Source organism: Roseinatronobacter domitianus (assembly GCF_023336755.1).
GTDB lineage: Bacteria > Pseudomonadota > Alphaproteobacteria > Rhodobacterales > Rhodobacteraceae > Roseinatronobacter > Roseinatronobacter domitianus.
In genome coordinates this window covers 48958-69365 of the sequence record NZ_JALZWP010000013.1, presented here as the reverse complement: position 1 = coordinate 69365, position 20408 = coordinate 48958, and the positions used below count along the sequence as shown (strand labels likewise).

The window sequence follows — 20408 nt, the reverse complement described above, 5'->3', positions numbered from 1 at the left end:
AGACCACACCGGGCAACCTTGGGGCCAGAGTTACCGCGCGAGATTGCGCGCCTCGCCCAACCCACTCCCCCCATTCGGAAGGATATCCCATGACGCACGCGACAGCGGGCAACACAGTTCGTATTCATTACACCGGCACTCTGGAAGACGGGTCTGTCTTTGACAGTTCCGAAGGGCGCGACCCGCTGGAATTTACCGTTGGGTCTGGCCAGATCATCCCCGGTCTTGACCGCGCGATCGACGGTATGACCGCGGGCGAGCAGAAAACCGTTACGATCCCGGCCACCGAAGCCTATGGCGAATATCAGGCGGACGCCAAGCAAGACGTGCCGCGTGACCAGATCCCGGCGGATATTCCGCTTGATCCCGGCACGATGCTGAACATGCAAACGCCGGACGGTCGGCAGGTTCCGGTGCAGGTTGCCGAAGTGACCGAAACCACCGTCACGCTGGACGCTAATCACCCTCTGGCGGGCAAAGACCTGACCTTTGCGGTCGAACTGGTCTCGGTCGCGTAAACCGCTACCACGTCACACAGGCCGCCCCGGATCGGGGCGGCCTTTTGCGTGGGTAAGACCTTCAGACGCCGCGCGATATGGCCGCGACACCGGTGCGCGCCACCTCGATCAGCCCCAAGGGCTGCATCAATTCGGCAAAGGCATCGACCTTTTGCGGCGGGCCAGTCATTTCGAACACGAAGGATTCCAGCGTCGAATCCACCACATTGGCACGGAAAATCTCGGCCAGTCGCAGCGCTTCGATCCGGTGCTCGCCGCTGCCTTTGACCTTGAACAGCGCCAGCTCGCGCTGCACATTCGGCCCTTCCATGGTCAGGTCATGCACGCGGTGAACCACCACCATGCGTTCCAACTGCGCCTTGATCTGGACAATCACCTGCGGCGTGCCGCTGGTGACAACCGTAATGCGCGACAGATGGCCCAGATGGTCCACCTCGGCCACGGTCAGGCTGTCGATGTTGTAACCACGCGCTGAGAACAGGCCAATCACCCGCGCCAGCACACCGGATTCGTTGTCAACGATCACGGCAAGCGTATGCGTTTCGATCACCTCTGCATTCGGGTCGCGCAGGTCATAGGCGCTATGCTTCGACGCGCCTTTCTGGATATTGAGGGGGGACATTGCTTTTCCTTACACCAAAACCGCACCCTTGGCGCCGATAACGCCTTGGGTGTCCGCATCGCCCAGCAGCATCTGGTTATGCGCATTGCCCGACGGGATCATGGGGAAGCAGTTTTCGTGCTTTTCCACGATGCAGTCAAAGATCACCGGGCCGTCATAGGCGAGCATCTCGCGGATCGCATCATCCAAGTCAGCCTCGTTGTCGCAGCGAATGCCCTTGCAGCCAAATGCATCGGCCAGCTTGACGAAATCGGGCAGGGCTTCGGACCAGGAACTGGAATAGCGCTCGCCATGCAGCAATTCCTGCCACTGGCGCACCATGCCCAAGCGTTCATTGTTCAGGATGAACTGCTTGACCGGCGCGCGGTATTGCACCGCCGTGCCCATTTCCTGCATGTTCATCAACCACGATGCCTCGCCCGCGACATTGATGACCAACGCATCGGGGTGGGCGATTTGCACACCGATGGACGCGGGCACACCGTAACCCATGGTGCCCAGCCCGCCAGAGGTCATCCAACGGTTCGGGCCTTCAAAGCCCAGATATTGCGCCGCCCACATTTGGTGTTGGCCCACTTCGGTGGTGATGTAACGGTCCATCTCTTTGGTCAGGGCTTCCAGCCGGGCAATGGCGTGTTGCGGGCGGATGGCATGCACGCCGGGCTTGTAAGCCAGACAATCCACCGCGCGCCATTCGTCGATCTGCTTCCACCATTTGGCCAGCGCCTCGCGGTTCACGCGGCTGCCGCGCGATTTCCACAAGGCTAACGCCTCTTCCAGCACTTCGGCAATATCACCGACAATCGGCACCTGCGTATGGATCACCTTGTTCAGCGATGACGGGTCGATGTCGATATGAACCTTGGTCGAGTCCGGGCTGAACGCGTTGATGCGGCCCGTGATCCGGTCATCGAAGCGCGCGCCGATATTCAGCATCAGGTCGCAATCATGCATCGCCCAGTTGGCCTGATAGGTGCCGTGCATGCCCAGCATGCCCAGCCAAGATTTGCCGCTGGCCGGGTAGCAGCCCAAGCCCATCAACGTGGATGTGACCGGAAAGCCAGTTGCCTCGGCCCAGTCGCGCAGCAATTCGGTGGCGCGGTCGCCCGAATTGATAACCCCGCCGCCGGTGTAGAACACCGGGCGCTCTGCGGTTTCAATAAGCTCGACCATGCGGGCGATCATTTCCGGGTCGCCCTTGGTGCGCGGGGCGTAATGCGCGGTGCGGGCGGCGGCCTTTTCGGTATAGGTGCCGGTGGCGAATTGCACATCCTTCGGGATATCGACCAAGACCGGGCCGGGGCGACCAGAGGTCGCGACATGGAACGCCTCATGGATGGTGCCCGCCAGCTTGTCGGTTTCCTTGACCAACCAGTTCATCTTTGTGCAGGGGCGGGTGATGCCCACCGTGTCACCTTCTTGGAACGCATCCGACCCGATCATGAAGGTCGGCACCTGCCCCGTCAGGACGACAATCGGGATCGAATCCATCAGCGCATCGACAATGCCGGTCACGGTGTTGGTCGCACCGGGGCCAGAGGTCACAAGCACAACGCCGGGCTTGCCGGTCGAGCGGGCATACCCTTCGGCGGCATGGATCGCGCCTTGCTCATGGCGCACCAGAATATGCTTGATGTCGTTTTGCTGGAACATCTCATCATAGATGGGAAGGACTGCGCCACCGGGGTAGCCGAATACAACGTCCACACCCTGATCTTTCAGGGCTTCTATCACCATCTTGGCTCCGGTCATCTGACGTGTCATCGCTTGCTCCATCCACCGTCATGTCAAAAGCGCTTTAGCGCGGGTTGCGGCAATAAAAAAGCCCCCGATCTTTCGGGGGCGCATGGGTTCCGTTTGGGAAGTCCGTTACCGGCCCATGCGCGTGTTTCCTACTACAATTACAAGTGCTGAGCGCATTGCCGCCATCCGTTGCTTTAACGTAGGCGGAAAGTAAGCGCCCATGCAGGGCGGGTCAATGCCAAAATGGCCGGAAACTTGCGCAAAAGCCGGGAGTTTCTTTGCATTTCTTGCGCGATTGGGCGCGGCGGGTCTGGCGCCTACCAAATATCTTTACATAACCAGATTTTTAGTTATTTTGACTGCCATGAGCATCACACCCGATTCCGCCGCAACCGCCCTTGCCGCCCTTGGCCACACCGCCCGGCTAAACGTGTTTCGTCTGCTGGTGCGCGCCGCGCCCGATGGGCTTCTGGTGGGCGAGATTGCGGCGCATCTGGACATGCCGCTCTCAACGCTCGCGCACCACCTGCGCAGCCTGAAGGATGCCGGGTTGGTGACACAAACCCGGCAAGGGCGCGAGGTTCGCACAAGCGCCTGCACCGTCGAGTTGCGCGATGTGCTGGATTTTCTGCTGAATGATTGTTGCGCGGGCCTGCCCGCCGTGACCGATGCGGCCTGACAGGGCCTGACAAGGCTTGCCAAAAATAACTACTTTTCTGGAGATATGGCCATGACAGATCAAACCCTGCCCCGCCCCCGGCTCTGGGCCAGCGCATGGGCCTATATCTGGCGCAAGGAACGGGTCTGGCTGGCTTGTGCGCTGATCGTGTCGGCCATCGCCCTGCTGGACCCTGCACAGCTTGCACCATCCTTCGACAAGGTCACAGCCTCGCTTCTGTCGGTCGCACCCTTCCTTGCCGCATCCATCCTGATTGCCGCATGGGCGGGCGCGACCGGCGCGGATAACCTGATTGCCAAGGCATTTACCGGCGCGCCTGCGATGATGATCGCCATGGGCGCGCTTGCGGGCGGGCTGTCGCCCTTCTGTTCCTGCGGGGTGATCCCGCTGATCGCGGCGTTTCTGGCCATGGGCGTGCCGCTTGCGCCGGTCATGGCGTTCTGGCTGGCCTCTCCGCTAATGGACCCGTCCATGTTCGCGCTGACGACGGGCGTGCTGGGGTTGGAATTTGCCATTGCGAAAACCCTGATCGCTTTGGGCATGGGCGTGCTGGGCGGCACCGTGGTGCACATGGTCGTGCGCGCGGGCGGATTAGCCGCCCCGCTGCGCGAGGGCATTGGCAATGGCGGCTGCGGTGGTGCCAAGGCGCGCAACCCCAAGCCGCCGGTCTGGGCCTTCTGGCACGAGCCCGCGCGCCTGACCAAGTTCCGTACAGAGGGCACGCGCACGTTTCTGTTTTTGCTGAAATGGATGTCGCTGGCCTTTCTGCTGGAAAGCCTGATGCTGGCCTATATCCCCGCCGAAATGGTCACGCAGACACTGGGCGGCGCGGGGCTTGCCCCCATCGGAATTGCCACGCTGGTGGGCGTGCCCGCCTATTTCAACGGTTACGCGGCGCTGCCCCTGATCGGCGGGCTGATGGACCAAGGCATGTTGGGCGGCGCAGGCATGGCGTTTCTGGTCGCGGGCGGTGTAACCTCCTTGCCCGCCGCGATTGCGGTCTGGGCGCTGGTCAAGCTGCGGGTGTTTGCGCTGTATATCGCGATCTCGCTGGGCGGAGCATTTGCAAGCGGGCTGCTCTTCCAGTTCTGGCTCACACTCTGACCAAAGCGGGGCGCAAGCCTCAATCCCTTGCGCCCTGCCCCGCGCGGTGATCTATTGGTGGTGTCCTTCCCCCAATCAGGAATCGAGCGCGCCCATGTCCGACCTTTTGCCGCAATCCGACAGTTATGACGCCTCCTCCATCGAAGTTCTGGAAGGGCTGGAACCCGTCCGCAAGCGCCCCGGCATGTATATCGGCGGCACGGATGAGCGCGCGCTGCACCATCTGGTGGCCGAGGTGCTCGACAACTCGATGGACGAGGCGGTGGCCGGCCACGCCAACCGCATAGAGGTCGAACTCCACGCTGACTACTCCATCACCATCCGCGACAACGGCCGCGGAATCCCCATCGACCCGCACCCCAAATTCCCCGACAAATCCGCGCTGGAGGTGATCCTCTGCACACTTCACGCAGGCGGTAAATTCAGCGGCAAAGCCTATGCCACATCGGGCGGTCTGCACGGCGTGGGGGCGTCTGTCGTCAATGCGCTGTCGGACAAGCTGCGCGTGGAAGTGGCCCGCAACCGCGAGCTTTATGCGCAGGAATTCTCGCGCGGCATCCCGCAAGGGCCGGTGGCAAAGGTCGGCCCGGCACCGAACCGGCGCGGCACGACCTTCACCTTCCACCCGGATGCAGAGATTTTCGGCGCGCTAAAATTCCGCCCCGCGCGGTTGCTGACCATGGTGCGGTCCAAGGCCTACCTGTTCTCTGGCGTTGAGATCCGTTGGAAATCGGCCATCCCCGATGGCGACACCCCCATGGAGGCCACATTCCACTTTCCCGGCGGGCTGGCAGATTACCTGAACGAGCAACTGACCGGCAATGTCACCTATTCCGACAAACCCTTCGCCGGGAAGGTCAGCTTTCAGGAGAAGTTCAACCAGCCCGGTTCCGTCGAATGGGCCATCAACTGGACGCCCGCGCGCGACGGGTTCGTGCAATCCTACTGTAACACCGTGCCAACCCCCGAAGGCGGCACGCATGAAGCCGGATTCTGGGCCGCGATCCTGAAGGGCATCCGCGCTTACGGCGAACTCGCCAATAACAAGAAAGCCGCCCAGATCACGCGCGAGGACATGGCCGCGGGCGGCTGTGCGCTGGTGTCCTGCTTCATCCGTGAACCCGAATTCGTGGGCCAGACCAAGGACCGGCTGGCCACGACCGAAGCCGCGCGCATGGTCGAAGGGGCGGTGCGCGACCATTTCGACAATTGGCTGGCCGCCGACCCCAAATCTGCGGGCGCGATCCTTGATTTTCTGGTGCTGCGCGCAGAAGAACGGCTGCGCCGCCGTCAGGAAAAGGAAACCTCGCGCAAGACCGCGACCAAAAAACTGCGCCTGCCGGGCAAGCTGGTCGATTGCACCGCCACCAACAAGATCGGCACGGAACTATTCATCGTCGAGGGCGATTCGGCCGGCGGCTCTGCCAAGATGGGCCGCGACCGCAAAACCCAAGCCCTGCTGCCCTTGCGCGGTAAAATCCTGAACGTGCTGGGCGCGGCATCCAACAAGCTGACCACGAATGCAGAGATTAACGATCTGTGCCAAGCCATGGGCGTGGGTCTTGGGCCGAAATTCCGGCTGGATGATTTGCGCTATGACAAGATCATCATCATGACCGACGCGGATGTGGACGGCGCGCATATCGCGGCGCTGCTGATGACGTTTTTCTACACCCAGATGCGCCCGATGATCGACGCGGGCCACCTGTATCTGGCTTGCCCGCCCCTGTTCCGGCTGACCCAGGGGGCCAAGCGGGTCTATGCCTTGGACGAGGCCGAGAAGGAGCGCTTATTCGCCGAAGGGCTGGGCGGCAAAGGCAAGATCGACGTGTCGCGCTTCAAGGGGTTGGGCGAGATGGACGCGAAGGATTTGAAGGAAACCACGATGGACCCGGCTTCAAGGCGTTTGATCCGCGTGTCGGTGGATGACGACCTGCCGGGGGAGACGTCAGACCTTGTCGAGCGGCTGATGGGCAAGAAGCCGGAATTACGGTTCCAGTATATCAGCGAGAATGCTAGGTTTGTGGAGGAATTGGATGTTTGATTGAGAAGGACATTAGATATGAGTAAATCACTTGAAACATTTGAGACCATTATTGAACGGGCGAAACTTTTGGTAGAGGTTCATGATGAACTTCCGGTAGACGATAAAGTTGACGACCTCCTCAGAAGCGCACTTGCATTGGCTGTAGCGGGATTTGATAGATATTTCACTCATCGCTTTGCTGATATACTTGCTCGGCATCTGAGATATAAAGAACCGAGTGATGATCTTCTTAAAACGCTTGATTCTTGGGGCATAAACCAGAAGTTCTTGCTGAACTTAATAATCCAGCAGCCCGAGAGACCTTTCAGAACGATCAGAAACAAAGCTCATCCCGCACTGTTTCGACTGACAACACAGCAGACAACGGAAATTGACAAATTATTCGCAAAAGTCGGAATACCCGGCTTAACTGGTCGAGTAGAAAAAGCACATAAGAAGAAGTTCCTTATTAAGCGAGTCAATGGCGCTGTGCTAAGGCGACACAGTATTGTTCATGAGGGTGATCTTAATCGTCATTACAGGGAAAAGAAAATTAGTTCTGGAAGTGTAAAGACTTATATAATAACACTAGAAGATTATGTTCGGTTGGCTGACAATATTGTAGGTGAAAAAGCAAAGTAGCGCGCGGAATCAAGGGCCGTAGGCCCGCCGCGCAAGCGTCATGCTGAAAGCATGCCTGCGGCATGACGCGCCCCCGCGCGCGACGGCCCTTGCCCGGCTTTGCGCATAGCATTGCGCTGTGCAGAGGCCGAAAACACTCCGCGCCCCGGACCTGATCCGGGGCCTCTCAGCAAATTGCGCCTCGACACATCAACCGATTCGGGAAGCCGCGCAACCCGCCGGTGGCTCTGGCTTAGATTGCAATTCATACGAAACACCACAACCCAAGCGGTATATCCTGCCGCAACTGCATGAATTTTCAGGCAGTTTGCGGGGCAATCAGCAAAACTGTGCGCTTGGTCATGGAAATGACAGACGCGTCGTGAAACAGTCCACCGCGTAACGGTGTATTGAGTGCGCGTGCGGGCTGAGACGTCATCTGCCTTGGGGCCATGCCCCGCAAGTTCTGGATACGCAACAATGACCCCTGAGACATCAGCCGGCTTTCGTCCTGCAAAATGCAAGATCTGCGGGCACGCCAACAGGTTCCGAAGATCGCATTGCAGCTCTTGTGGGCGCAAGCTGCCCGCCTGGAACAATTACGAATTCTGGGCCGTGATCGTCGCGCTTCTGGTGATGGTCTATATCGTGATCTAGCGAGTCGGGACAGGCACTTCGCCACGGTAATCATAGAACCCGCGTTGCGTCTTGCGCCCCAGCCAGCCTGCTTCGACATATTTCACCAGCAATGGGCAGGGCCGATACTTGGTATCCGCCAGCCCGTCATGCAGCACGTTCATGATCGCAAGGCATGTGTCCAGCCCGATGAAATCCGCCAGCTCCAACGGCCCCATCGGGTGGTTCGCGCCCAGTTTCAGCGATTCATCGATCGACCGCACCGACCCGACACCTTCATATAGCGTATACACCGCCTCGTTTATCATCGGCACCAGAATGCGGTTGACGATGAAGGCCGGAAAATCCTCGGCGCTCGCCGCTGTTTTGCCCAGCTTTTCCACCACGGCCAGAAGCGTCTTATAGGTCGCCTCATCGGTCGCAATGCCGCGGATCAATTCCACCAGTTGCATCACCGGCACCGGGTTCATGAAATGCAGGCCCATGAATTTCTCGGGCCGGTCGGTGCGCGTGGCAAGCCGGGTGATGGAAATGGAAGAGGTGTTCGAGGTCAGGATCGTGTGCGGCTGGATATGCGGCAAAAGATCCTCAAAGATCGCGACCTTGACGGATTCGCGCTCTGTCGCTGCCTCTACGATCAGGTCGGTCGGCCCCAGATCGGCCAGCCGCGTCGTGGTGCGGATGCGCGCAATCGCGGCGGCTTTATCCTCTGCCGAAACCTTGCCGCGCGACACTTGTCGTTCGATATTGCGGTCGATCAGCGCAAGGGCATTGGACAGCGCATCGGCGGACATATCGCTTAGCAGCACATCATGTCCAGAGAGGGCAAAAACATGGGCGATACCGCTGCCCATCTGCCCCGCGCCAACGATGCCGACTGTCTTGATCTCCATCTACCGCTCCTGTTTGGCTTTGACGCTAACATAGGGCCGGGGCGGGGTATGCCGCAAGCGCGAAAGGCCCAAGAGCATCTTACGCAAAACGGGTAACCGAATTTGCGCAGAACTCCATGCGGCTACACGCTCTCACGCTTCGGGACCACTTGCTGCACGATTCCCACTGTCATCAGATACAAGCTGCTTACAATCAGTCCATATGTCACCGCCAAGGGCTGCGCGAACCCGGTCCAGGCCGCCCATCCGGCCAGCGCTGTCCAGATCAGCGCTACCGGCAACGACAGACTGCGCCAGCGTTCGGTTCGCACCGGGTGAATGAACTTCAACGGGGTGAACATAGCGACTGCCAGGAATGCCACCGCCCCCAGAATGACCACTGCGGCAGGTTGCACCGCGAAAAAGATCAGTGCCGCCATGTTCCAGCAGCCCGGAAAGCCCTGAAAACTGTTATCGGCGGTTTTCATCCGTGAATCGGCGAAATACAGCGCCGAGGTGAAGGTAATTGCAATGATCGCCACCCAGCCCGTCCAGCCCGGCAGAAGATCCGACTGGAACAGCGCGAAAGCCGGAATGAACACATAGGTCAGGTAGTCGATAATCAGGTCCAGCAAAACACCGTCAATGATCTGGGCGTTCTTCTTGACGTGGTAGCGCCGCGCCAATGGCCCGTCGATTCCATCGACGATAAAGGCCACCACAAGCCACAGGAACATCATCGCCCAATCGCCCTTGGCCGCTTCCAGAAGTGCCAACATGGCAAAGACAGCACCGGTCGCGGTGAACAGGTGGACGGAATAGGCCTTGAGGGTCAGCAGCACGGGCGAGCCTTTGTCGGTTTAGCCGCGCGCGGATGTGCGGCGTTGTAAACATCCATCAGGCGGGAGGAGTCAACCGCCGTATAGACCTGCGTCGACCGCAGCGACGCATGGCCAAGCAATTCCTGAATAGCGCGCAGATCTCCGCCCTTGGCCAGCAGATGCGTGGCAAAGGAATGGCGTAGCGCATGTGGCGTGGCGCTGGCGGGCAAGCCCAGTTGCAGGCGGGTTGCTTCCATCACGCGGGCGACATGGCGGCGATCGAGCGTGCCGCCACGCATAGCGCGGAACAGGGGCAGATCGGGGGCTTGCGCGTGCGGGCAGGCGCACAGGTAGTCATCCACGGCGCGGCGCGCGACGGGCAGCACCGGCACCAGCCGTTCGCGCCCGCCCTTGCCTATCATGCGCAGCACCTCTGGCAAGGGGGCGTCGCGGCCGGTCAGCGACAGCGCCTCTGACACGCGCAACCCGCAGCCATATAGCAACGTCACGACCGCCACATCGCGCAGCCCCGCCCAATCGGTGCGAGTTTGCAGGCCAACCGTGTCCAGAACCTCTCGGGCGTCCGTGGGCGACAGGGGGCGCGGCAACCCGCGCGCGTGTTTGGGCGCACGGGTGGCAAGGATGGCAGAAATATCAATGCCGGTTTCATCCGCCACGAACCGCGCGAAACCGCGCACGGCAGAGAGTTTGCGTGCCAAAGCCCGTGCCGACAGATCACGCCCGCGCGCGTCTGCCATCCAGGCACGCATATCGGATTGCGTGATGTCGGCCAGAGCACGCGGGCTCGCCATGCCGCCCAGATGCTGCGCCATGAAGCTCAGAAAGCTGCGCAGATCGGTCGTATAGGCAGCAATAGTGTTGTCGGATGCGCCCGCCAACCCTTTCTGACGCGCAAGGTAGCGCGCCAGTGTATCGGCCAGAGCGGGCGCCAAAAAAGCCGCCCTTGGGGCCATCATGCCAGCCAGCGCCGCATCGACCGCTCAAAGATGCCCGCGAAGAAGGACAGAAGATCGGTGCCCTGCCCCGGCTTGAACGTATGCGGGTTGTCCGACGCCATAACCAACATGCCCCCCATGCGCTGCGATCCAAGATCCAGCCGCAAGCACGCTTCCGACCGCAGATCGGCAGCGCGCTGTCCATAGATGCGGGTTGTGGCGGGGACAGCTTGGCGCAAGATCACCTGCCGCGTGGTGGGCGCGTGGCCAAGGTTGATATAGTCATCCACAAAGCCCGGCTCGACCACGACCAGCACATCGGAAATCCGTTCCAACGCCGGATCAGGCCCGGCTTCCGGGCTTTCCAGCACCAGCTTGATCGCATCCACGCGCAATATCTCGGCCACGTCAGAACCCAGATTGCGCAGGAAATCCTCGAATTGCGTGGGGTCCAGCATCCGCAGGATGGCGCGGTGCACTTGGTTGGTGCCCGACAGGTTCTCATAGGCCGCCGCGATCACCGCGCGATGGGTTTCTTCCAGCCGGTCAAGACGCGCTTCCAACCGCTCCATGGCCAGCCCGCGCAGGTCCACGATATTCGTGCCCATCTCGCGCTCGGACGCGGCAACAAGGGCGCGCATGACGTCCTTGTCATCCAGAATGAGCGCCGGGTCCGACAGGATTTGCGCGCGAAGCTGGTCCAGCTCTGCGCCGAGGGCCGCTGATGACATGATGTGCCTGTCCGTTGACTGCTGTTTTTGGTGCTCTTTGCCAGACTATAGCAAAGGTTACAGGATTTTTTGACCTGTTTTTTCCCAATCCTTCATGAATTGTGCCAATCCTGCGTCAGTCAGCGGGTGGCTGGCCAATTTGCGGATCACCTCTGGCGGTGCAGTCATCACATCCGCGCCAATGCGGGCCACGTCCAGCACATGGTTGACCGAGCGGATCGACGCCGCGAGGATCTGGGTCTCAAACCCGTAATTGTCGTAGATGATGCGGATATCTTCGATCAGCTCCATCCCGTCCAGCGCCATGTCATCCAGCCGTCCGATGAAGGGCGAAATGAAGGTCGCGCCCGCTTTTGCTGCCAGAAGCGCCTGATTTGCGCTGAAACATAGCGTGACATTGACCATTTTGCCTTCGCCCGACAGCACTTTGCAGGCTTTCAGCCCATCCCATGTCAGCGGCAGCTTGACGGTGATGTTGGGCGCGATCTCGGCCAGCTTGCGGCCTTCGGCGATCATGGCGTCGGCTTCCAGCGCGACCACCTCGGCAGAGACGGGACCATCCACGATCTCGCAGATCTCGCGCGTGACCTCCATAATGTCGCGGCCCGATTTCAGGATGATCGAGGGATTCGTTGTGACCCCGTCCACCATGCCCAGATCGTTCAACTCGCGGATAGCGCTAACATCGGCGGTATCTACAAAGAATTTCATCGGTGTCCCCTTCGGCTTGCGACCTTGTTTCGCGGGCGTCATACCTTATGAAGCAGCGTCAAGGAACCCCGAAAACCCATGCAAAATGTCCCGGAATTCTATGACGAAGGCATGCCCTGCGGTGTCTTGACCACCGAACCGCTGGGCCGCGTGCTGGATTATCGCGCGCCCGAAGGGGGCTGCTGGCTGGGCGCATTCGTCCAAGTGCCGCTTGGTCCGCGCCGCGTTCTGGGCGTTGTCTGGGGCCCCGCCGAAGGGAAGTTCGACCAAGCCAAGCTGCGACAGATCATCCGCGTGCTGGATGCCGCCCCCATGCGGACAGAGTTGCGCGACTTTCTGACCCGGTTGGCCGACTATACGCTGACGCAATTGCCGATGGTGCTGCGGTTGGCAACCCGCGTTCCGGGGCTGGCTGATGGACCGGTCACACGCAAACTGCTGTTTCGCGACGGCACGCTACCCGACAGAATGACCGACGCGCGCGCCCGCGTCATCGCCGCACTCGATGAATTCGGCGGCGCCGGGCTGGCTCCGGGCGAGTTGGCACAGGCGGCGGGCGTTGGCACCGGAGTTGTGCGCGGCTTGGTCGCGGCAGGGGCCTTGGCAGAACGCGCCGCCCCCCGCGACCAGCCCTTCCCACGTCTGGACCCGACCCGCCCCGGCCCCAACCTGTCGGACGATCAGGCACGCGCGGCCAATGCGTTGCGCGCGGGGCGTGATGGCTATGGCACATGGCTGCTGAAGGGCGTGACAGGCTCTGGCAAAACCGAAGTTTATCTGGAAGCCGTCGCAGACTGCCTGCGCGCGGGGCGGCAAGCCTTGGTGCTGTTGCCGGAAATCGCTTTGTCCGCAGAATTCCTGACGCGCGTGGAAAAGCGGTTCGGCGCAAAGCCTGCCGAATGGCATTCGGGCGTGACCCAAGCGGAACGCCGCCGCTTGTGGCGCATGGTTGGCCAAGGCGGCGCGCAAATGGTGGTCGGCGCACGGTCCGCCCTGTTCCTGCCGTTCCAGAACCTTGGGCTTATCGTGGTCGATGAGGAACACGACACATCCTACAAGCAGGAAGAGGGTGTGTTCTACAACGCCCGCGATATGTCGGTTCTGCGCGGCATGTTGAACGGGGCGCAGGTGGTGCTGGCATCGGCCACGCCCAGTCTGGAGACTTGGGCAAATGCGGACGCGGGCAAATACACGCGGCTGGACCTGACCACGCGCTTCGGCCCCAACGCCCTGCCGGACATGGCTGCAATCGACCTGCGCGGCCAAGACCTGCCCGCCAACCGCTGGATTTCGCCCGATCTGCAATCGGCGGTCACGGCGCGGCTGGGGCTCGGCGAACAAGCCCTCTTGTTCCTGAACCGGCGCGGCTATGCACCGCTGACGGTCTGCCGCGCCTGTGGCCATCAAGTTGCCTGCACCGATTGCGATGCGCGCATGGTCGAGCATCGCTTTCTGGAACGCCTTGTCTGCCACCAATGCGGCGCGAACGCTCCGATCCCGACCAAATGCCCCGAATGCGGGGCAGAGGACCGCATGGCCCCGGTCGGTCCGGGTGTAGAACGACTGGAGGAAGAGACCCGCACGCTTTGGCCCGAGGCGCGCGTGGCGGTGCTGTCCTCGGACCTGTTCGGCTCGGCGCGGGCCTTGAAAGCACAAATAGAGGAAATCGCGGCAGGCGGGGCCGATATCATCATCGGCACACAAATCGTGGCCAAAGGGCATAATTTTCCGCATCTGACGCTGGTCGGCGTGATCGACGCTGATCTGGGGCTGTCAGGGTCAGACCTGCGGGCCGCGGAACGGGTGTTTCAGCTAACGCGACAGGTCGCAGGCCGCGCGGGCCGCGCTGACAAGCCAGGCCGCGCGCTGATCCAGACAAGCCAACCCGAACACCCCGTGATCCGCGCGATTCTGTCGGGCGACGAGGAAGCCTTCTGGCAGGCCGAGGCAGAGGCGCGGCGGGCGCTGTCCATGCCGCCTTACGGGCGCTTGGCCGGGATTATCCTGTCAGGGCCAGAGCTGGAACCGGTATTTGCATTGGGCAACGCGCTGGCGCAAAACGATGCCCCGCTGCGCCGGATAGGGGCGCAGGTCTTTGGCCCGGCCCCCGCCCCGATTGCGCGTATACGCGGGCAACACCGCGTGCGGCTGCTGGTCAAGGCCGCGAAAGGCGCACCCTTGCAGGCCGCTTTGCGGGACTGGACCCGCCCGCAAAAGCTGGGCGTAAATATGCGGCTGGTCATCGATATCGACCCGCAGAGTTTTTATTGAGCGGGGTTCTAGCCAAGAGGCCCCGGCGCAAGGCCGGGGCGCGAGACAAGCCCAATGCGCTTCGTGCCCCGGCCTTGCGCCGGGGCCTCGCGGTTCAGCGCTTACATGAGGTTAGCGCCACAATCGGCGGGCCACTCGCGCTTGCAGCACCCGTTGCGCCCGGTCGCTTTCGCAAGACACGCGCTAGGCCAACCAGTCGCGGAATTCATCCATCACGGCGCCATAGATGTCGCGTTTGAAAGGCACGATGGCGGCCAGCATGTGCTCTGCCATCATCCAACGCCAAGCGCTGAACTCGGGATGCTCTGTCGCAAGGTCGATCTGGGTGTCATCGCCCAGATATCGCATCAGGAACCAGCGTTGCTTCTGGCCCCGATACTTGCCACCCCAGATGTGCGGCACAAGGTCGTGCGGCACATCGTAGGTCAGCCAGTCGCGGGTTTCCGCCAAGGGTCCGACAAGCTCTGGCGGGACAGAAATCTCTTCTTCCAACTCGCGCAAGGCGGCCAGACCGGGGTTTTCGCCCGGATCAATCCCGCCTTGCGGCATTTGCCAAGCCGGGCTGTCACTGTCGAGGCGCTGCGCCCCGAAGATCAGCCCTTGCGCGTTGATGAGCATCACCCCCACGCAAGGCCGATAAGGCAAGGCCGCGATCTGGTCAGGCGTCACGGTGCTACCGCCCGTTCAAAGCCGTCAGGCCGCGCAGAATATCCAGTGCATAGGCAAGCTGGTAATCTTCATCACGCAGGCGCGCGACCTCTTCTGCGCGGGCGCGCTCGTCTTCCATTTGTCGCAGTTCTTCTTCCGACAGGTTGTCTGCATTGTCCAAACGCCCTCTCAGATTCGCTTCAGAGCGGGTGGGGCGCGTCGTGTCGTCGACCTCTTCAATCGGCGCGCGTGCCGGTTGTTCGACCACGATATCGGGCGATACGCCCAGCGCCTGAATGGACCGGCCCGATGGCGTGTAGTAGCGCGACGTCGTCAGGCGGATCGCCCCGTCACCGCGCAGCGGCATGACCGTCTGAACCGACCCTTTCCCAAAGCTGCGCGTGCCGACGACGATGGCGCGGCGGTGGTCCTGCAACGCCCCAGCCACGATTTCCGACGCCGACGCGGAACCACCGTTTATCAGCACGACCAAGGGTTTCCCGTCGATCAGGTCGCCGGATTGCGCGTTATAGCGGTCGCCCTCGCCTTCGGCGCGGCCCCGCGTGGACACGATCTCGCCCTGCTCAAGGAACGCGTCGGACACGCTGACCGCCTGGCTCAACAAACCGCCGGGATTGTTGCGCAGGTCGAGCACAACGCCGCCAAGCTCGTCGATGCCGCCCATCTCTTCGATAGCTTCGGCCAGCCCGTCACGCAAGTTGGGATAGGTCTGCTCGTTGAAGGTGGTCAGCCGCAGGATGACGGTCTCTCCTTCGCTGCGCACCCGCACGGCCTGCAAGCGGATCGTGTCGCGGATGATCGACAGGTCGAACGGTTCGGCCACACCTTCGCGGGCGATGGTCACGATAATCTCGGACCCGACCGGGCCGCGCATCAACTCGACGGCTTCGGCCAATGTCAGGCCCAGCAGCGGCTCGCCATCGACATGGGTAATCAGATCACCGGGCTCCACACCCGCCATGTCGGCGGGGGTATCATCCATCGGGGTAACGACCTTGATAAAGCCATCTTCCTGGGTCACTTCAATGCCCAGCCCCCCGAAAGACCCGCGCGTCTGGGTGCGCATGTCGTCGAAATCTTCGGGCGGCAGATAGCTGGAATGCGGATCAAGCGAGGTCAGCATGCCGTTGATCGCAGCAGCGATCAGGTCGGATGTGTCCACGTCCTCTACATATTCGCTGCGAATACGCTCGAACACGTTACCGAACAGATCAAGCTGTTCATAGACATTCGGCGTGTCGGAGCGTTCCTGCGCCAAGAGCGGCCCGGTCACTTGCGTTGCGATCAACACGCCGCCCAGAATGCCGCCGAGGCTTGCCAGAACAAATTTCTTCATCATTTCGCTTTCCGTTCGTCGCCCACCCGTTCAAGGGGCGGCCAAGATTTTCGCCTTAGGGTCGCGCGCCAGTCAATGCGAACCACATCGCCGGGTCAATGGGCTTTCCCTGCTCTCGCATTTCAAAATAGAGTGTTTGACCGCGACCGCCAGCTTCTGACCCGACTCCATTTGCGTCCTCGCCCCCCGGCATGATCCCCAGCGCGGCACCACTGGGCACGATGGCCGCGGTTTCGACAAGCACCTCTCCAAGCCCCACAAGGATCAGCAAGATATCCTCATCGGGTTCCAGGATCACAACCTGCCCACGCCCTGCCAGCGGCCCGGCATAACGGACGGTGCCGGCCCATGGTGCGCCAACAAGCGCACGCTGAAGCGTGGCAATATCCAATCCCGGGCGCAGAACGCCGGTTGCATCGGGCCGCTGAAATCCGCGCACCACATTGCCGCGCACCGGCAGGGTCAGACGCCCCTTGGCATCGCGAAACCCGCGGATCGCACCAGTTGCCGCATCCGACAAAAGCGGGGCGCGCGACGCCAGTTCTTCTGCAAACGCGTCGAGCGAGGCCGCGCTGGCCGCAAGCGCAGCCATCGCATCCGGGTCTTCGGACAAGCGCTTGGGAAGCGGGCCGCGTTCAGCAATCGCCTGCGTTAAGGCCAACCGCGCATGTTGCGCCGCCGACAGACCCTGTTCCAATGCCAAAAGCCCGTATTGGCGCGCGCGCCGCAAGGCCGAGATATCCTCCAGCGCGTCTCGCAGTTCGGCCACTTCGGCGCCAAGCGCGGGGGCCACATCGCGCAACGCCAACCCCGCGCGCGCTGCCGCAAGTGCGCCTTCGGGATGCACCAGAACCGTCGCGTCATCCAAGCTGGCCGTGCCCATCAGAACTGCCAGCAAACGACTGAGATCGGCGCTGCGCTCCGACAGCGCGCGGGTTTGCGCGGCCTCTGCAAGTTGGGCTTCGCGCAGACCTTCGCGCAGCGCGGCAAGCCCGACCTCGTAGGCTTGCACCGTTTCGGTCAGCGCGTCGATCCTGTCACTCTGCCGGGTCGCGGCTTGCAAAGTTTCGGTGGCCGCTTCCAGCGCGCGCGCCGCTTCCAGCGCGCGTTCCGCCGGGTCGGCCAGCGCGGGCGAGCCGCAAAGCGCAACCGCCAGCAAGGTCGCGCGCCAGAGCCTCATCTCTGGATCAGGCTTTCGCCGGTCATCTCGGGCGGTTGGGCAAGGCCCATCAACGCAAGGATTGTTGGCGCGACATCGGCCAGCCGGCCAGAGCGCAGCTTGGCCCCCGCAGGCCCGCCCACCAGCACCGCCGGCACGGGGTTTAGCGTATGCGCGGTATGTGGCCCGCCGGTTTCCGGGTCGATCATGGTTTCACAATTGCCGTGATCGGCGCAGACCAGCATCGCACCACCCGCTTGGTCCAGCGCGGCGAGCGCCGCGCCAAGCCCTGCATCCACCGCTTCGCAGGCGCGCATTGCCGCGTGCAGGTCTCCGGTATGACCGACCATGTCCGGGTTTGCATAATTGACCACGATCAGATCATAGCCCCCGCCGATGGCAGCAACCAGCTTCTGTGTGACCTCGCCTGCCGACATTTCGGGTTGCAGATCATATGTCGCAACCTTGGGGCTTTCGGGCATGGCGCGGTCCTCGCCATCCGCTGCCGTTTCTGTGCCGCCATTCAGGAAAAAGGTGACATGCGGGTATTTCTCTGTCTCTGCCAACCGGAACTGGCGCAATCCATGCGCGGCCACCCATTCGCCCAAGCCGTTCTTGACCTGTTGCTTGGGATAAGCAGTTGTCATGAACGCGTTATGCGCGGTCGAATAATCGACCATTCCCAACATCGCCACCCAATGCGGCGGCTGGCCCCGGTTAAACCCGACAAAACTTGGCGCGCCCAATGCGGTAAGAATTTCGCGCGCGCGGTCGGCGCGGAAATTCAGACAGAACAGACCGTCACCCGCCCGCGCGCCGGTGTAATCGCCGATCACGTTGGGCGCGATGAATTCATCCGTCTCACCGCGCGCATAGGCTTGGGCGATGGCTTGCGCGGGGTTGGCGGTCTTTTCGCCCTCGCCCAGCGTGATTGCGCGCCAAGCACGTTCCACCCGCTCCCACCGATTGTCGCGGTCCATGGCCCAGTAGCGGCCAATGACGGTGGCAATGTGCGCGCCGTCGGGCAGGCTGTCGACCAGATCGGCCAAAAAGACTTCGGCACTTTTGGGCGCCACGTCGCGCCCGTCGGTGATGGCGTGAATGGCAACCGGCACGCCCGCATTCACCAGCGCCGCGACCGCCGCCTTCATATGGGTGATATGGCCATGAACACCGCCATCTGACACCACACCAAAGACATGCGCCGTGCCGCCGGTGGTTTTCAGCGATGCAATAAAATCGCCCAAGGCGGGGTTGGTGGCGAAGCTGCCCTCTTCAATGGCAAGGTCGATCTGCCCCAGATCCATCGCCACCACGCGGCCCGCGCCAATATTGGTGTGCCCGACTTCGGAATTGCCCATTTGTCCGCGCGGCAGGCCCACATCGGGACCATGCGTGACGAGCGTAGCCTGAGGGCACTCGGCCATGATCCGGTCGAAATTGGGGGTGTTGGCCTGGGCGACCGCGTTGCCCTCGAGCGACGGGTTCAGCCCCCAACCATCAAGGATGCACAAAACGACGGGTTTGGTCATGGCGCAGCCTTTCCTGGACGGGAGTGCCGGGGGCGTATGTGCGCCTCCGGCGGGAGTATTTGGGGCAAGATGAAGAGGATCAGCCCTTCAACCGCCGCGCGCGGGCGGCCAGCAGTTTCAGGCGCAGCGCGTTGAGCTGGATGAAGCCTGCCGCGTCTTTCTGGTCATAAGCGCCGGCGTCATCCTCAAAAGTGACATGCGCTTCGGAATAGAGCGAGTGATCCGACCAGCGGCCCACGCAACGCACGGACCCTTTGTAGAGCTTCAATCGCACGGTGCCGCTGACATGCTTTTGGCTTGCGTCGATCAGGGCTTGCAGCATCTCGCGCTCTGGCGAGAACCAGAAGCCGTTATAGATCAGCTCTGCATAGCGCGGCATGATGCTGTCTTTGAGGTGGCCTGCCCCGCTGTCCAGCGTGATCTGTTCAATCCCGCGATGCGCTTCCAAAAGCAGTGTGCCGCCCGGTGTTTCATAGATTCCGCGCGATTTCATGCCGACAAAGCGGTTTTCCACGAAATCGAGCCGCCCGATGCCATGCTTGCCGCCCAGTTCATTCAGCTTGGTCAGGATGGTCGCGGGCGACATGGCTTCGCCATTGATGGCGGTGGCGTCGCCACGCTCGAAGCTGATTTCGACATATTCGGGCGTATCAGGCGCATCTTCGGGGGCCACGGTGCGTTGGTAGACGTAATCGGGTGCGTCCTCTGCCGGGTCTTCCAGCACTTTACCTTCTGACGACGTGTGCAGCAGGTTCGCATCGACCGAAAACGGCGCTTCGCCGCGCTTGTCCTTGGCGATCGGGATCTGGTGCGCTTCAGCGAATTCCAGCAGCTTGGTGCGCGAGGTCAGATCCCATTCGCGCCATGGTGCTATGACCTTGATATCGGGGTTCAACGCATAGGCGCTAAGCTCGAACCGGACCTGGTCATTGCCCTTGCCGGTCGCGCCATGGGCCACGGCATCTGCCCCGGTGGCGGCGGCAATTTCGACCAGCCGCTTGGAAATCAGCGGCCGCGCGATGGAGGTGCCGAGCAGATACAGCCCCTCATACAGCGCATTGGCGCGGAACATGGGGAACACGAAATCGCGCACGAATTCTTCGCGCAGGTCTTCGATGTAAATGTTCTCGGGCGCGATGCCCAGCAATTCGGCTTTCTTGCGGGCGGGGTCCAGTTCCTCGCCCTGCCCCAGATCGGCAGTGAAGGTCACGACCTCGCAGCCGTATTCGGTCTGCAACCATTTCAAAATGATGGACGTATCCAGCCCGCCCGAATAGGCAAGCACGACTTTCTTGGGGGCATGGCTGGGCATGGTGGCTCCGAACATTGCAAGGATCGCGGTTGCACAGCGGTCTATTGGCTTTGCGACCCTGCTGCAAGAGGCCGCGCGGGGTTTGCACC

At 61.7% G+C, this 20408-nt stretch carries 19 protein-coding genes; 7 read left to right on the top strand and 12 right to left on the bottom strand.

Features of this window, described 5'->3' with window-relative positions:
• Positions 1 to 89: 89 nt before the first annotated feature.
• A complete protein-coding gene (locus tag M3N55_RS12825; RefSeq protein WP_249059698.1) occupies positions 90 to 518 on the top strand; it encodes an FKBP-type peptidyl-prolyl cis-trans isomerase in 429 nt (142 codons plus the stop codon).
• Positions 519 to 579: 61 nt separating this feature from the next.
• Here the strand turns inward: M3N55_RS12825 and ilvN are convergent, their stop codons facing one another.
• Both ilvN and M3N55_RS12815 read right to left on the bottom strand, forming a co-directional pair.
• Positions 580 to 1140 carry an acetolactate synthase small subunit gene (gene ilvN, locus M3N55_RS12820; RefSeq protein ID WP_249059696.1) on the bottom strand — a complete coding sequence of 187 codons (561 nt, stop codon included), beginning with the start codon at positions 1138 to 1140 and terminating at the stop codon, positions 580 to 582.
• A gap of 9 nt (positions 1141 to 1149) precedes the next feature.
• Positions 1150 to 2904: an acetolactate synthase 3 large subunit gene (locus M3N55_RS12815; protein WP_249059695.1), complete on the bottom strand. Its 1755-nt coding sequence runs from the start codon at positions 2902 to 2904 to the stop codon at positions 1150 to 1152.
• Positions 2905 to 3247: 343 nt separating this feature from the next.
• Here M3N55_RS12815 and M3N55_RS12810 point away from each other — a divergent pair, with 343 nt between their 5' ends.
• The 5 genes from M3N55_RS12810 (at position 3248) to M3N55_RS12790 (ending at position 7970) form a co-directional block, all read left to right on the top strand.
• Positions 3248 to 3562, top strand: coding sequence for an ArsR/SmtB family transcription factor (locus M3N55_RS12810; protein ID WP_249059694.1), 315 nt, complete (start codon positions 3248 to 3250; stop codon positions 3560 to 3562).
• A gap of 51 nt (positions 3563 to 3613) precedes the next feature.
• Entirely contained in the window at positions 3614 to 4666 is a 1053-nt protein-coding gene (locus M3N55_RS12805; protein WP_249059692.1) for a permease, read from the top strand.
• 94 nt (positions 4667 to 4760) lie between these two features.
• On the top strand, positions 4761 to 6710 hold the full coding sequence (gene parE, locus M3N55_RS12800) for a DNA topoisomerase IV subunit B (RefSeq protein WP_249059691.1): 1950 nt from the start codon (positions 4761 to 4763) through the stop codon (positions 6708 to 6710).
• Positions 6711 to 6728: 18 nt separating this feature from the next.
• On the top strand, positions 6729 to 7334 hold the full coding sequence (locus tag M3N55_RS12795) for a HEPN domain-containing protein (protein WP_249059689.1): 606 nt from the start codon (positions 6729 to 6731) through the stop codon (positions 7332 to 7334).
• Positions 7335 to 7793: 459 nt separating this feature from the next.
• Positions 7794 to 7970 carry a hypothetical protein gene (locus tag M3N55_RS12790; RefSeq protein ID WP_249059688.1) on the top strand — a complete coding sequence of 59 codons (177 nt, stop codon included), beginning with the start codon at positions 7794 to 7796 and terminating at the stop codon, positions 7968 to 7970.
• On the opposite strand, the gene M3N55_RS12785 is transcribed toward M3N55_RS12790, so the two are convergent.
• The 5 genes from M3N55_RS12785 to fsa form a co-directional block, all read right to left on the bottom strand.
• Positions 7967 to 8842, bottom strand: a complete 876-nt coding sequence (locus M3N55_RS12785) for a 3-hydroxybutyryl-CoA dehydrogenase (protein WP_249059687.1) — start codon at positions 8840 to 8842, stop codon at positions 7967 to 7969. The two genes, M3N55_RS12790 and M3N55_RS12785, sit on opposite strands and share 4 nt — an antisense overlap.
• A gap of 122 nt (positions 8843 to 8964) precedes the next feature.
• Positions 8965 to 9663 carry a CDP-alcohol phosphatidyltransferase family protein gene (locus tag M3N55_RS12780; RefSeq protein WP_249059684.1) on the bottom strand — a complete coding sequence of 233 codons (699 nt, stop codon included), beginning with the start codon at positions 9661 to 9663 and terminating at the stop codon, positions 8965 to 8967.
• On the bottom strand, positions 9654 to 10619 hold the full coding sequence (locus M3N55_RS12775) for a tyrosine recombinase XerC (RefSeq protein WP_428982654.1): 966 nt from the start codon (positions 10617 to 10619) through the stop codon (positions 9654 to 9656). The genes M3N55_RS12780 and M3N55_RS12775 overlap by 10 nt, the downstream gene beginning before the upstream one ends.
• Positions 10616 to 11329 carry a DUF484 family protein gene (locus tag M3N55_RS12770; RefSeq protein ID WP_249059682.1) on the bottom strand — a complete coding sequence of 238 codons (714 nt, stop codon included), beginning with the start codon at positions 11327 to 11329 and terminating at the stop codon, positions 10616 to 10618. Before M3N55_RS12770 ends, M3N55_RS12775 begins: the two co-directional genes overlap by 4 nt.
• A 57-nt stretch (positions 11330 to 11386) precedes the next feature.
• Positions 11387 to 12040 (bottom strand): fructose-6-phosphate aldolase, encoded by a 654-nt coding sequence (fsa, locus tag M3N55_RS12765; RefSeq protein WP_249059680.1) that lies wholly within the window; start codon positions 12038 to 12040, stop codon positions 11387 to 11389.
• Positions 12041 to 12118: 78 nt separating this feature from the next.
• On the opposite strand from fsa, the gene M3N55_RS12760 reads away from it, so the two are divergent.
• On the top strand, positions 12119 to 14311 hold the full coding sequence (locus tag M3N55_RS12760) for a primosomal protein N' (protein WP_249059678.1): 2193 nt from the start codon (positions 12119 to 12121) through the stop codon (positions 14309 to 14311).
• A gap of 183 nt (positions 14312 to 14494) precedes the next feature.
• Here the strand turns inward: M3N55_RS12760 and M3N55_RS12755 are convergent, their stop codons facing one another.
• The 5 genes from M3N55_RS12755 to M3N55_RS12735 all read right to left on the bottom strand — a co-directional run bounded on the left by M3N55_RS12755 (position 14495) and on the right by M3N55_RS12735 (position 20319).
• Positions 14495 to 14980, bottom strand: a complete 486-nt coding sequence (locus M3N55_RS12755) for an RNA pyrophosphohydrolase (protein ID WP_249059676.1) — start codon at positions 14978 to 14980, stop codon at positions 14495 to 14497.
• Between the two features lie 4 nt (positions 14981 to 14984).
• Entirely contained in the window at positions 14985 to 16316 is a 1332-nt protein-coding gene (locus tag M3N55_RS12750) for a S41 family peptidase (protein ID WP_249059727.1), read from the bottom strand.
• Positions 16317 to 16371: 55 nt separating this feature from the next.
• The gene (locus M3N55_RS12745) at positions 16372 to 17496 is read right to left on the bottom strand and encodes a murein hydrolase activator EnvC family protein (RefSeq protein ID WP_249059674.1); all 1125 of its coding nucleotides are present in this window, start codon (positions 17494 to 17496) and stop codon (positions 16372 to 16374) included.
• On the bottom strand, positions 17493 to 19007 hold the full coding sequence (gene gpmI / locus M3N55_RS12740) for a 2,3-bisphosphoglycerate-independent phosphoglycerate mutase (RefSeq protein ID WP_249059671.1): 1515 nt from the start codon (positions 19005 to 19007) through the stop codon (positions 17493 to 17495). The genes M3N55_RS12745 and gpmI overlap by 4 nt, the downstream gene beginning before the upstream one ends.
• A 79-nt stretch (positions 19008 to 19086) precedes the next feature.
• Entirely contained in the window at positions 19087 to 20319 is a 1233-nt protein-coding gene (locus M3N55_RS12735) for an argininosuccinate synthase (protein ID WP_249059670.1), read from the bottom strand.
• Positions 20320 to 20408 lie beyond the last annotated feature (89 nt).